Below are 12558 nucleotides of genomic sequence, written 5' to 3'. Positions count from 1 at the left end.
ACCAACATAAATAAGCTAAATTTTTCATTTATTGTCAGGATTTTGTATCATTGCGGGAGTGGAATAATAATGAGAACACAATGCAAAATTTAGCCCTAACCTACACTGGCGACGTCGCCATTCTAACCATGCAAAATGGAGAGAACCGCCACAATCCTCTCTTCGCAAAGGAGATGCTTTCAGCGTTAAATACCATTAAAAGTAATGAAAGCTGTAAAGCACTAGTGATCACATCAAATGATGAGAAATGCTTTAGTCTAGGTATAGACACAGACTGGCTAATGCCAGCGATGAAAGCAGCTCGCACTGAGGAAATAAAGCAATTTATGTACGGTATGGATGACGTGTTTAAAGCGCTGCTTCTGTTCCCTCTTCCCGTTATTGCTGCAATCAACGGACACGCCTTCGGAAACGGAGCAATTTTGGCGTGCGCTTGTGACTTCAGATTTATGCGCGCAGACAAAGGCTTCTTCTGTTTCCCTGAAGTAGATTTATCAATCCCCTTTCTGCCCGGTATGATCGAGTTTGTTAAAAAAGCGATGCCGTATTACAGATTTAATGAAATGAAGCTTTCCGGAAGGCGTGTATCTGGTAAAGAATTAGAGCAAGATCACGTGGTAGAAAAGGCGTACGATACACAAGAGAGCTTGATGGAAGGTGCGCTGAACTACGCTAAGACCTTTGATAAAAAGCGTGGCATTTTTGGCGAACACAAAAAGCGTCTACACAAACATATCATCCACACTATCGATAACGAGAACAAATCGTTAATAGAATCGCTATCACTCATGGCATAACAATAATAGGCGTGGTGAAGCGTCACTTACGACGCTTCACCGATATTTGCATGGGCATATCGATGCTGGACTCTACACTGTTAGTTAGGCCTTGGTGTTCTCTTCCTAAAAAGATCGACTTTAACCCCCCAATGCAACGATGCAATTCTCATTAAAACTGTTACAGAGATAGAGCCTAAAATGCACCAAATGTAAGGGATGTCTAGGGCAAACAAGGCGGCGTAAGTGAGACCACCTGCAAAACATGCACTCGCATAAACATCTCCGCGCATAACGTAAGGTACTTCTCTGCAAACCACATCGCGCATCAAGCCCCCGAAGATACCGGTTGTCATACCCATCGTTAAAGCGACAATCATTCCGGTTCCACTAATGAGTGCTTTCTCGATGCCTACGACATTAAAAATTGCAAGCCCTATGGTGTCGATAAGTATAAAGTAAAAATTGGAAGGTGAAGGCATATAGCGAATGAATAAGACTGTCGCGAATATAGCTGAATAGGTTGCTAGTAGATATTCTGAGGTTTCTACCCAGAAAATTGGTTTTCCTAATAGGAGGTCTCTTAAAGTACCTCCGCCAAGGGCTGTCATTACGCCGACAACGACAATGCCAAACCCATTGATACTTTTATCATGCCCCAGCAATGCGCCCGATACAGCAAAAAATGCGACGCCAACGATGTTTAAAAATAAAAAGTAGTCAGAACTCATAGTCTACTCAATGCGAAAATTTAAATTCAATATAGTAGTAACAGTGAAGTTCAAGATGTCGATCAACTTGAGATAGCCTCAATTCAAACTAATTGTTAAGCGAAAATACTGACTTGCCGATAGACTAAATATAAATTACAAAGCGAAAAAAAATAATGAAAGAACAGTTTCTGATGGAAAAAAACCCTTGGATCTCAAAGGTAAGTGATAGTCGATTTGGTGAAACTCAACTAAGTAAAACTCTGCTTAAAAGATTGCGTGATGAAGCAATCAACGAGGCCATTGGCTTTTTTTCCAATTTTTTTCATGTGGACAAAAGCGCACTGAATGTACATGAGTTATGTGAAGCCTATAATTACTACTACTCTGAAGCAATACAACTTAAGCTCTTTGAAAAAGGGGGAGTTCGAGAAAAGGACCATTTAAATTTTTGGTGCCTAAGTAAAGTACTAAACCCTGATTTTTATCTAGAATCAGGTGTATTCATAGGTAGCTCATTGCATGCTTTTATAGGTAATGAATCTCTTAAAAAAGTAGTAGCGATAGACCCGGACTTGTCAAAACTAAAACTCCCACTCGCAAAGGATGAAAAGTTTACATTGATTGATGACAAAGATTTTTCCGAGTTAAACTTCAATAATCTTCCAAGTAACTCTCTAGCCTACTTTGATGATCACATTGACTCAGCCAGTAGAATTATTCAATAATCTCAACGCTTCGGCCTCAAATATATTATTTTTGATGACTCTACGGGAATGCAAGGTCTCACACAAAGGCTGTATCCAGCTTTTCCAACAGTACCAATGATTTTAAAAAGTGAACTTTTTAAAGAGGGTGAAGAAATTAGTTGGTCGTTTACGCATCCCCAAAGTGGTATTACTAGACAAACCGTGACAATTTCAGAAGAGTTGTTAGCACATTGTCGAACAGCTGAGAAGCTTATCAAGCGAGTTGCTAAACTTCCTGACTTAGGGGACTACATCCCGTTAGCCATGCCAACACCAATGAACGATATGACAAAATATATAATTGAACTTTATTAGTTTTCCAAACACAAAAAAGCCCGCTTGAAGCGGGCTTTTTCGAAGTTAACAATAACGCAAGGATTAGTAATCTTAGTTAAGCTTCTCTTTGATACGTGCAGACTTACCTGAACGCTCACGTAGATAGTAAAGCTTAGCACGACGAACCGCACCGCGACGTTTCACTTCAATTGAAGAAACTGCCGGGCTGTGTGTTTGGAACACACGCTCAACGCCTTCGCCGCTAGAAATTTTACGCACGGTAAAAGACGAGTGCAGACCACGGTTACGTTTAGCGATAACAACACCTTCATAAGCCTGAAGACGCTCTTTGTCACCTTCGGTAACGCGAACTTTAACAACTACTGTGTCACCTGGACCAAACGCAGGAACATCAGTCTTTAGCTGTGCTTCTTCGATTTTTTTGATGATATCTTGACTGACTTTGCTCATCATATCCTCTCGTCCTAGTTAACTGTCATCTTGCTGCAGTTGCGCTTGGAATAATTCAAGCAAACGCTGCTGCTCCTCAGTCAGAGCTAGGTGATTTAACAATTCAGGGCGACGCTGCCAGGTTCTACCTAATGATTGCATCAATCGCCACTGCCTAATTTTTTCATGGTCCCCACTTAACAACACATCAGGTACCTTTTGACCATCGAGTATTTCGGGCCGCGTATAGTGCGGACAATCCAAAAGACCGTCAGTGAAAGAATCTTCAACTGCTGAGGCTTTATGCCCCAACACGCCAGGAACTAATCGAGCAACCGCGTCCATAAGGACCATTGCTGGCAGTTCACCGCCGCTTAGCACGTAATCACCAATAGAGACTTCTTCATCTACATGGCTTTCGATTACTCGCTCGTCGATGCCTTCATATCGACCGCAAATTAAAATTGTGCGGTCAATGTTAGCAAGGCGCTGTACGCCTGCTTGGTCAAGGGGTTTCCCTTGTGGTGATAAGTAGATCACCTTACTTTTTTCGCCACCAACTTTCTTGGCAGCTTGTATTGCGTCGGTTAGCGGTTTTACCATCATCAGCATACCGGGTCCGCCTCCGTAGGGGCGATCGTCTACTGTACGATGGCGATCATGTGTAAAGTCACGGGGGTTGAAGGTGTCAACCGATAACGTTCCAGACTTAACTGCTCGACCTATAACACCCTGTTGGGTAAAAGGGGCAAACATATCTGGAAACAGGCTAACAACGCCGAACCACTTTTCCGGTGTCACTTAAAACCCCGGGTCCCAGTCAACTTTAATGACCTTCGCTTCCTTATCCACCTCTTGTACGACTTCGTCGAACACAAAAGGTAATAGTCTTTCTTTTTGACCAAAAGCATCGCCTACATTCGCTTTAACGTGAATCACGTCGTTAGCACCTGTATTAAACACTTCTTTCACCACACCCAAGTCGTAACCTTGCGTTGTTACTACTTTCATGCCGGTGAGCTCACGCCAATAAACCCCTTCGTCGCCTAAATCAGGCAGCTGTGAAGCATTTATGTTGATATCCAAGTTTTTGATGCGCTCAGCATCATCTCGACTATCAACGCCCACAATTTTTGCAACGAGGCTTTTACCGTGCGGTCGCCACTGGTCAATTTGGTATTCCTTTTCATCGCCAAGAAACCATGGCGCGTAATCAAAAATACCTTCTGGCGTTTCTGTATAGCTGTTGATTTTGACCCAACCTTTAACACCGTACGGTGCGCCAATTTTGCCAACAATCACTTTGTCAGACGCTAGACTCATCTATACCACCAGTTAATAACAGCTTACGCTGCAGATTTTTTCGCTTCTTTTACCAAGCTAGAAACGCGATCTGATAAGCTCGCGCCTACGCCAACCCAGTATTCAACACGCTCTAGATCTACGCGAAGACGTTCCGCTTGACCTTGTGCAGTTGGGTTGAAGAAACCGATGTTTTCAATGAAACGACCGTTTCTTGCACGACGGCTATCAGCCACCACTAGTTGATAAAATGGACGCTTTTTCGCGCCACCACGCTGTAAACGAATAGTAACCATAAATGCCTCAAACTCGTTGTAGCGTTACCGTTAACTTAAGCCTTCAACCAACGTCTAAAAATCAGACACCAATTAGAAGGCCGCCGAATTATACGGATATCACCACTCAATGCAAGTGAAAACCTGATTTATCCTTTGTTTAGTTCAATATCGCTCCCGTAAGTAGGTGATAGCCTAAGAACGCAAATACACATGCATGATCTTTCGCAAATTTCTTTAAAATATCATCTGGTGGTGTATTGTTAACGTAGCACTAGGATTTAGTGTGGATAAAAAACTTAACCCATATGCAGTTTAAAGGATGGCAGTTAACTGGATTTTAGTTTTTCTCTGGCGCATTTGTTAATCAAAGGCTTCAGTAAATGGATCACGAAGAAGGATTATTCGAATGAAATTATCATCACTCATACTCGCTACATTAATTGCTCCACTTTTCGCGTGTTCATCCGCTACAGATATGGTCACACAACAAGCAGAAGTCCAACCCAATGAAGCTCGTATAGACTTTTTCGCTAACCGCGGAGAAGCCTTTGACAATAAGCGAGAGTACGTAAAGTTGATGTGTTTTAACCAACGCCCTAACGGTGCGTTAGTTCTTCGGGATGTTGAGCCGGGAGAGCATTTTCTATTTGTTCAAGCCAGTGTCGTAAACACTGACCTGCCTGATGGTACCACTCGCGAGGCGATAGTTAGGCTAGATGTAAACTTAGAAGGCGGCAAGCGTTACTCGCTCAACCAATCTCGTGACCATCACGATATGAAAGTATGGCTCCAAGAAACGGATTCTGGCGTCCCTGTTTCTGAAATCGTTACAACCCGTGTTGAATACCCAAAGTCGGTGGGAGATTTACGCCTTGAACAATGCAAGGAAGGCACAGTTTAAAAGTACTCGCTTTTTTCAATAACGATTATAGATGACGCAGCGTTACACTTGCGTCGTTATAGTCGTAGGGAACGTTTTGCCACTGTGGCTTTTTAAGCGCTTGTGATTTTGTCTCTTCTGCCCCGGCAAATTTGTTTGACTTGAGTATTAAGCTGGGAAAGCCTTGGGCGCCTATACTACGCGCCATATGCATTTCTTCGTTTAATTTTTCAATTGTACTTTCACTATTGAGTGCTATTTCAAAGCGCTCGACATCAAGCCCTATTTCTTCAGCAAATGCTATCAAGGTATCAAAATCCGACGGGTTTTTCGCATTCAGGTAATACCCTTCTTGAATTGCCTTGATCATTGCCTTCTCTAATGCTTTTGCTTCATCGCTATCTCTAGCCTGCGCTTTTGCTGCAAGAACTGCTCGACACGAAGGATAGGTCGAACGACGAGGCTGACACTTTGTCCAAAAATCATAGTTGAATTGTGTTCCAGGCACACGATCTTGAATAGTTTGCCAATAGCCTGCAATAGTAAGTTTCATTTGTTCCGGCATAGGTAAATCACTATCCGGTGCGAGCCCGCCAAGCAAGTAGACAACCTCAATGTCGTTGGGTAACTCACGCTGTATTTGCTCCCAAGTAGGAACGAATGCCCAACACCAACTGCACATTGGATCATGAACATAATACAAAGTACGTGTTTCACTCATCGTTATTTTCCCGTTTTAACTATTTTGCTTTGCTTCTGCGACGTTAACTTTCATCCCAGCGTAAATACTGCCGCTGTAATCGCATTGCCTACGTCCAATGTACATGCTTTGCCGTATAATCCAAATAATGAATTTTAATAAGCGTAGCGAAATCAACGCTATGAATTAGTTATGCGCATGAAGAGGTAATTTTGACAACACCACTCGCTAGTGTATCAACCAAACAAGTCTTACAGTGGATTGGCTCACATTTACTTCGCTACAAAGCGCGCGTTGTAGGTGCAGTTATAGCACTTTTCACGGCCGCAGTTGCATGGCTTTTACTTGGGCAAGGCATTAAGTACGCTATCGACAGCGGCTTCATAGAAAACGCAGCGGATACGTTAAACAAAGCCACAGTATTAGTGCTAGCCATTACTATCGTGGCCTGTTTAGCAACATATGCGCGCTTTTACTTAATGACTTGGCTTGGCGAGCGGGTTAGTGCTGATATCAGAAACCAGGTATATGCGCACTTGCTGTCTCTTCCGCCTTCATTTTTTGCAGAACTTAGAACTGGCGAGGTCATTTCTCGATTTACCAGCGACACTACAATTATCCAGACTGTAGTGGGAATGAGTTTGTCGATGACCCTTCGCTCGGTCGTGACTTTCGTTGGTGCACTGGCACTTATGACGTTTTCTAGTCCCCTTCTTACCTTCTGTGTAATTGTTGCAGTACCCGCTGTGCTGGTTCCTATCAAAGTACTGGCGCCTCAAGTGCGCCGTTATGCCAAAGAAAGCCAGGACAAAGTGGCAGACTTGGGTGCACGCATTGATGAAAGTCTCCATGAAATTATGACCGTACAGGCCTATACCGCTGAAAATGCCGAACGACTGCATTTCTCTAAAAAGGTAGAGCTTGCCATGGACGTAGCTAAAAAGCGTATTCACTATCGCTCACTACTTATTGGCTGCATCATGTGTATCAGTATGACGGCCATCATCTTTATTGCTTGGGTAGGGGCAAGGCAAGTATTAGACGGCACTATGACCGTAGGTGAACTCTCCGCTTTCCTTTTCTATGCCGTAATGGCTGGCGGCAGTGTCGCCACGATTAGTGAAGTCATTGGAGAAGTACAGCGCGGTGTGGGGGCAAGCGAACGTTTATACGAACTATTTACCACTGAGTCAGCTATCAAACCTTTATCAGATGAGGCGAAGAAAATTACCGAGCCTGAGCACGCAGAAGAATCTAACCTTAAAGAGGCTGAAAATAAGGTTTCAATTTCAAAGGCTGTCCCTAGAATTCAGTTGGACAAGGTCAGCTTTGCATATCCAGATAGTAAACCTTTGTTTGATAAATTGAATATTGATATACAAGCAGGTGAACGTCTTGCTTTAGTTGGTGCAAGTGGTGCAGGTAAAACCACCCTCTTTCAATTGCTAATGCGTTTTTACGACCCAAGTAGCGGGCAAATACTGTTCAATGGTGCGCCAATCAACAAAATGCCTGTAGACGTTCTGCGCCAACATATTGCGATAGTTACCCAAGAGCCCGTGGTCTTTGCTGATACCGTGTTGGAAAACATTCGCTACGGCAGCCCATATGCAAGTGACGACGCCGTGATAAATGCAGCGAAACAGGCATTTGCCCACGAATTTATCGATAACCTAGATGAGCGCTACAACACACAGTTAGGCGAACGAGGCGTAAAACTTTCTGGCGGCCAAAAACAACGTATTGCTATTGCTCGCGCTATTTTGGCCGACCGCCCAATTTTACTCCTCGATGAAGCGACGAGTGCGCTTGATGCGATGAGTGAGCGTATGGTTCAACAAGCGATAGATAGATTAATGGTAGGCAAAACCAGCATTGTGATTGCTCACCGACTTGCGACAGTGCAGCACGCCGATCGCATATTAGTTATGGATAAAGGTCAGGTCGTAGGAAGCGGCGACCATGCATCGTTAATGAAAAGCGATACCCTGTACAGGGAATACGCCGAACTGCAATTGCTTAGCTGAACCGCCTGTGGTGCCATACGGTACAAACAACGAGGTCGACCAATCGACTACAAAACATACGTTTTGGTAATACAAAAATAAAGGGCCAGCAGCTTTTTCTGCACAGGTTCCAATAACGCTACGGGTTTAAAATGAAAAATTCATTCTATGGTGCAATGAAGACATGGACAGGTCTTTGCGCTCTTTTTTTAATGATGGTGCCAACTGCAAATGCGCAGTTTATGGGTGACAGGCAAGCAAAGCTTGTAGTAACTAAGCCCATTGAATTTATGAACGAAACGCGAAAAGTGGAAGCAGTAGGTAGTGCTGAAGCCGTTCGTTCAATTGTGCTGTATCCTGCCGTCTCTGATGAAGTAACAGAAATTAACTTTGTCCCTGGGCAAACAGTAGAAAAAGGAAAGGTGCTTGTTCGTCTTGATGACAGACGTCAGCAAACGGCATTAAAACGCGCCAAACTCACTTTGGAAGACGCACAGCGCACCGTAGAACGATTAGCATCAAGCTATAAGCAAGGCGCTGTGCCGGTCAGTGAATTGGACTTAGCACGCACTCAACGTGACCTTGCAGAAGTTGCATTGGAAGAAGCTCAAGCCGATTTACAAGACAGACACATCGTTGCGCCTTTCGACGGGGTTGTGGGCATAACTGACGTTGAAGTAGGCGATCGCATTAACGAGCAGACTGTGATCACTACACTGGATAACAGAAGCAAACTCTTTATTAACTTCAGAGCGCCTGAAGCAGCATTGCCCGTTTTACTGAATGCGCCAAACGTAACGCTTGAGCCATGGAGTGACAGAGAGAAACTAGTAAGAGCCGAGATAGCTCAGGTTGATTCTCGTATCAATGAGGCAGATAGAACGCTTCGCGCTAGAGCATTACTCGACAACTCTTCTGATCAATTTCGCCCTGGCATGAGCTTTCGGGTTAATTTAAGCATTGAAGGCGATCGCTTTGCTGCCATTCCAGAAGCCGCACTTTTGTGGGGAGCTACTGGCGCTTACATATGGCTTGCCGAAGACGGTAAGGCTAAACGCGTTGACGTGAGTGTTCATCAGCGTCTTAGAGGAACTATTCTTGTTTCGGGTGACATTAAAGAGGGTGACACACTAATTTCCGAAGGTGTACAACGCTTACGTACCGGACAAGAAATTACTACCGAACTGGCCGGAGGGCCTCAAGGTGAGTGATCCTAACCTATCTTCGTCAGTTAGCGACTTACCGTCTCTATCTATTCGACGCCCTGTACTGATTGTTGTATTAAACCTACTTATTGCGATAGCCGGTTTAGCTGCATTAAGTGGTCTTGAAGTTCGTGAATTACCTGATGTAGACACTCCTCGCGTTACAGTGACTGCGGAATTTCCAGGCGCGTCTCCTGAAACGGTAGATGCGGAAGTTACTGGCCGCCTTGAAGGTGCTGTTGCACGCGTGAGTGGCGTAAAAGATATATACGCGCAAAGTGAAGAGAACTCAGCCCGTGTTCGCGTTGAGTTTCGTCCCGGCGTTAACCTGGAAGACGCGGCTAATGAAGTGCGAGAGTCGGTCAGTCGAATTCAGCGACAACTTCCAGAAGATGTCGAACAAGTCTCTATTATCCGAGCCGACAGCGACGCTCAGGCTGTTGTCAGCCTTGCTATTTCAAGCGATACCTTGGACATGGAAACCCTCACCGAGCGCGTCGATACCGACGTTGCACCTTTGTTCTTAAGTATCCCAGGCGTTGCCGATGTTACGTTAGATGGAGACAGAGAGCGTGTGCTACGTGTTTCGGTAGACCCTCTGCGACTAACCAGTTTCGGTCTTTCAATGAGTGATATTGCGAATGCACTATCGCTTGCGCCTTTTGATGTACCCGCTGGCAGTATTCAGTCGGCCGAGCAAGCGCTCATAGTACGTGCTGATGCAACTTCGGTATCTGCAGAAGATGTGGGCAACATTGTTGTTAGTGGCGACATTCGCATTAATGATGTCGCAAGCGTGTACTTTGGCCCAGCCGACACCACCAGCGTAGTTCGCTTAGATGGAACACCGGTAATAGGTGTTGGTGTTATCCGTCAGGCTAGCTCCAATACTATAGAAATTTCAGACGAAGTGCTGGCCATGGTTGCAGACCTCGACAAGCGCTTTACTGATATGCACATCGTAGTCACCGCAGATGACGCAGAGTTTATCCGCGACTCAGTAAAAGAAGTGGTCGTTTCTCTCAGCCTTACCGTAGCGCTGGTTGTTGTTACATTGTTAGTATTTATCGGTTCATGGCGTGCCACCATCGTCCCAGCCCTTTCGATACCCGTTTCGCTAGCGGGTGCACTGGCTATTATTTGGGGCATGGGCTTTTCCATTAATATTCTTACCCTCCTCGCTCTTGTATTGGCCACGGGAATGATAGTAGACGACGCTATTGTGGTTTCTGAAAATATACAGCGTCGTAGAAGTATGGGTCTAGGTGCCCGTGCGGCTGCCGTGGTGGGCACACGAGAAGTATTCTTTGCAGTAGTAGCAACAACCGCTGTACTCGCCTCAGTATTTATTCCCATCGCATTCCTTCCTTCTACTGCAGGGCTTTTATTCAGGGAGTTTGGAGGCGTATTAGCTGGCGCTGTTATAATCTCATCTTTCGTCGCCCTTTCCTTGGTTCCCGCACTTACCGCCCGACTTAAGGTGAAAGAAGCGAAAGAAAGCGGTTTGTTTAGCAAGACCTTTGGCCGTTTTGGCAACGCTTGTTTGCGCCTGTATCAGGCGTCATTATTAAAAGCGCTCAAATATGGCTGGGTAGTTGGTGTGTTAAGCTTAGCAGCAGGCGGTGGCGCTTATATTCTATCGCAAAATATCGATAATGAATTACTGCCAAGCGAAGACAGAGGCACAATTCGTATTTTTGCACGAGGTCCAGACGGTGCTGGCCTGAACTTTATGGACAGACAAGCTGAAAAGATGGAAGAACTGCTGCTTCCTTATGTGGATAACGGCACCATAGACTCCATTTACACGGTAGTCGGTTCGTGGGATCCCAACATCGTCTTTATCACAGCGCCTTTGAAGCATTGGGATGACCGAGACAAATCTCTGCAAGAAGTAGTAAATGAAATACGCCCTAAGCTTCAGCAAATTCCTGGTGCGCCAGGTAGTGCCTTCGGCGGCAATAGTTTGAACCTTCGCGGTCAAAGCGGCGGGCTTGAAATAGCTTTAACTGGCGACACTTATGAAAACATTTTCGAAGCTTCACAAGCATTCTCTCGTCAGATTGAAGATGCACTACCTGAACTAGGTAGACCGAGAATAAGCTACGACCCTACCCAACCTCAGATGAGAGTAAATATTGACAGACGCCGTGCTGAAGAACTGGGCGTGCCGCTTACCGATATAGCAAGTACCCTGCGCGCCGCAGTGAACGGCGATGATATCGCAGACTTGAATGTGGGCGACCAATCTATCCCTATCATGCTGCAAACTAATAATCGCAGTACATTAGATCCATCTGAGCTTACTAGCTTGTATGTGAAAAGTACCGACGGAAACTTGGTGCCTCTTTCTAGCGTAGCTTTCATTAGTGAAGAAGGTGTTGCCGCTGAATTAGAGCGTCAGGCACAGCGCCGCGCAATTAAACTGGAAATGGAATTGCCCGAAGACGTAGCGCTTAGTAATGTAGTGGAAAATATTCGCAATCTAGCAGCAGAATCATTACCGAACGGTATCGGACTTGTGTTTCTTGGCGAAGCACAAACTTATGAAGAAACGTCTAAGCAAGTAGCGCTTACCTATGTGTTGGCTTTTGTTATTGTACTGCTTGTATTGGCTGCACAATTTGAAAGTGTGAACAGTGCGGTTGTGGTTATGCTTACCGTTCCTTTTGGTATTGCAGCCGCGGTCTATGCCCTGTTTTTAACCGGCACCAGCATTAATATTTACTCGCAAATTGGCTTGGTAATGTTGATAGGTCTTCTCGCCAAAAACGCGATTCTTTTGATTGAATTTGCCGACCAGCTTCGCGATAAGGGTTATGATATTTACGATGCTATTGTCGAGGCTGGTAGAGTGCGTTTACGCCCTATTATGATGACGCTGGTTTCAACAATCCTAGGTGGCCTGCCGCTCATTCTGTCCACAGGCGCTGGCGCAGAAGCTCGTAATGCTATTGGCTGGGTCGTATTTGGTGGATTGGGTATTGCCGTAGTATTTACCCTTTACCTGACACCGGTTTTGTATCTTGCACTTGCCCGATTTACCAAGCCACGTGCAGACGAAAGCGCTAAGCTTGAGAAGGAAATGGAAGAAGCCAACGCACAGCATTCCTAGGATTTTCCCGCTTAAGTGGGCGCTATGCCTATTTAAGCGGCATCTAAACGGCGACTGTGCGCTAGGTTTACTTTGAGAAATAAGAGAGACGCCCAAGCTACGTGTGTTGTC

General features: G+C 45.0%; 13 protein-coding genes. 7 read left to right on the top strand and 6 right to left on the bottom strand.

Features of this window, described 5'->3' with window-relative positions; all coding sequences use genetic code 11:
- The first annotated feature begins 80 nt into the window (after positions 1 to 80).
- Positions 81 to 797, top strand: coding sequence for an enoyl-CoA hydratase/isomerase family protein (locus F0261_RS07255; protein ID WP_014978735.1), 717 nt, complete (start codon positions 81 to 83; stop codon positions 795 to 797).
- Between the two features lie 80 nt (positions 798 to 877).
- On the opposite strand, the gene F0261_RS07250 is transcribed toward F0261_RS07255, so the two are convergent.
- Positions 878 to 1507 (bottom strand): trimeric intracellular cation channel family protein, encoded by a 630-nt coding sequence (locus F0261_RS07250; protein ID WP_014978734.1) that lies wholly within the window; start codon positions 1505 to 1507, stop codon positions 878 to 880.
- A gap of 155 nt (positions 1508 to 1662) precedes the next feature.
- Between F0261_RS07250 and F0261_RS07245 the strand changes: the two genes are divergently transcribed.
- Together F0261_RS07245 and F0261_RS07240 are read left to right on the top strand one after the other, a co-directional pair.
- Positions 1663 to 2214: a hypothetical protein gene (locus F0261_RS07245; RefSeq protein ID WP_171337581.1), complete on the top strand. Its 552-nt coding sequence runs from the start codon at positions 1663 to 1665 to the stop codon at positions 2212 to 2214.
- Between the two features lie 96 nt (positions 2215 to 2310).
- Entirely contained in the window at positions 2311 to 2550 is a 240-nt protein-coding gene (locus F0261_RS07240; protein WP_171337580.1) for a hypothetical protein, read from the top strand.
- A 72-nt stretch (positions 2551 to 2622) separates the two neighbouring features.
- Here the strand turns inward: F0261_RS07240 and rplS are convergent, their stop codons facing one another.
- Genes rplS through rpsP form a run of 4 tightly spaced genes read right to left on the bottom strand, consistent with a single transcriptional unit; the run spans position 2623 to position 4559 of the window.
- The gene (gene rplS, locus F0261_RS07235; RefSeq protein WP_024015986.1) at positions 2623 to 2982 is read right to left on the bottom strand and encodes a 50S ribosomal protein L19; all 360 of its coding nucleotides are present in this window, start codon (positions 2980 to 2982) and stop codon (positions 2623 to 2625) included.
- A gap of 18 nt (positions 2983 to 3000) precedes the next feature.
- Positions 3001 to 3762, bottom strand: a complete 762-nt coding sequence (gene trmD, locus F0261_RS07230; protein WP_014948834.1) for a tRNA (guanosine(37)-N1)-methyltransferase TrmD — start codon at positions 3760 to 3762, stop codon at positions 3001 to 3003.
- Positions 3763 to 4284, bottom strand: a complete 522-nt coding sequence (gene rimM, locus F0261_RS07225; protein WP_014948833.1) for a ribosome maturation factor RimM — start codon at positions 4282 to 4284, stop codon at positions 3763 to 3765.
- Between the two features lie 23 nt (positions 4285 to 4307).
- Positions 4308 to 4559 carry a 30S ribosomal protein S16 gene (gene rpsP, locus F0261_RS07220; RefSeq protein ID WP_014948832.1) on the bottom strand — a complete coding sequence of 84 codons (252 nt, stop codon included), beginning with the start codon at positions 4557 to 4559 and terminating at the stop codon, positions 4308 to 4310.
- Between the two features lie 388 nt (positions 4560 to 4947).
- Between rpsP and F0261_RS07215 the strand changes: the two genes are divergently transcribed.
- Positions 4948 to 5442: a hypothetical protein gene (locus tag F0261_RS07215; protein ID WP_061485216.1), complete on the top strand. Its 495-nt coding sequence runs from the start codon at positions 4948 to 4950 to the stop codon at positions 5440 to 5442.
- Between the two features lie 25 nt (positions 5443 to 5467).
- On the opposite strand, the gene F0261_RS07210 is transcribed toward F0261_RS07215, so the two are convergent.
- Positions 5468 to 6142: a DsbA family protein gene (locus F0261_RS07210; protein ID WP_061485214.1), complete on the bottom strand. Its 675-nt coding sequence runs from the start codon at positions 6140 to 6142 to the stop codon at positions 5468 to 5470.
- Positions 6143 to 6333: 191 nt separating this feature from the next.
- On the opposite strand from F0261_RS07210, the gene F0261_RS07205 reads away from it, so the two are divergent.
- The 3 genes from F0261_RS07205 (at position 6334) to F0261_RS07195 (ending at position 12447) form a co-directional block, all read left to right on the top strand.
- A complete protein-coding gene (locus F0261_RS07205; RefSeq protein ID WP_171337579.1) occupies positions 6334 to 8148 on the top strand; it encodes an ABC transporter transmembrane domain-containing protein in 1815 nt (604 codons plus the stop codon).
- Positions 8149 to 8279: 131 nt separating this feature from the next.
- Positions 8280 to 9338 (top strand): efflux RND transporter periplasmic adaptor subunit, encoded by a 1059-nt coding sequence (locus F0261_RS07200; RefSeq protein WP_171337578.1) that lies wholly within the window; start codon positions 8280 to 8282, stop codon positions 9336 to 9338.
- Positions 9331 to 12447, top strand: coding sequence for an efflux RND transporter permease subunit (locus F0261_RS07195; RefSeq protein ID WP_014978728.1), 3117 nt, complete (start codon positions 9331 to 9333; stop codon positions 12445 to 12447). The genes F0261_RS07200 and F0261_RS07195 overlap by 8 nt, the downstream gene beginning before the upstream one ends.
- Positions 12448 to 12558: the final 111 nt, after the last annotated feature.

Source organism: Alteromonas sp. 07-89-2, from assembly GCF_013113925.1.
Lineage (GTDB): Bacteria > Pseudomonadota > Gammaproteobacteria > Enterobacterales > Alteromonadaceae > Alteromonas > Alteromonas macleodii.
This window is presented reverse-complemented; position numbering and strand designations above follow the sequence as displayed.

Bases quoted from the DNA above. Each gene is read 5' to 3' on its own strand.
- F0261_RS07255 (WP_014978735.1), top strand. From the start codon at position 81: ATGCAAAATTTAGCCCTAACCTACACTGGCGACGTCGCCATTCTAACC.
- F0261_RS07250 (WP_014978734.1), bottom strand. From the start codon at position 1,507: ATGAGTTCTGACTACTTTTTATTTTTAAACATCGTTGGCGTCGCATTT.
- F0261_RS07245 (WP_171337581.1), top strand. From the start codon at position 1,663: ATGAAAGAACAGTTTCTGATGGAAAAAAACCCTTGGATCTCAAAGGTA.
- F0261_RS07240 (WP_171337580.1), top strand. From the start codon at position 2,311: ATGATTTTAAAAAGTGAACTTTTTAAAGAGGGTGAAGAAATTAGTTGG.
- rplS (WP_024015986.1), bottom strand. From the start codon at position 2,982: ATGAGCAAAGTCAGTCAAGATATCATCAAAAAAATCGAAGAAGCACAG.
- rimM (WP_014948833.1), bottom strand. From the start codon at position 4,284: ATGAGTCTAGCGTCTGACAAAGTGATTGTTGGCAAAATTGGCGCACCG.
- rpsP (WP_014948832.1), bottom strand. From the start codon at position 4,559: ATGGTTACTATTCGTTTACAGCGTGGTGGCGCGAAAAAGCGTCCATTT.
- F0261_RS07215 (WP_061485216.1), top strand. From the start codon at position 4,948: ATGAAATTATCATCACTCATACTCGCTACATTAATTGCTCCACTTTTC.
- F0261_RS07210 (WP_061485214.1), bottom strand. From the start codon at position 6,142: ATGAGTGAAACACGTACTTTGTATTATGTTCATGATCCAATGTGCAGT.
- F0261_RS07200 (WP_171337578.1), top strand. From the start codon at position 8,280: ATGAAAAATTCATTCTATGGTGCAATGAAGACATGGACAGGTCTTTGC.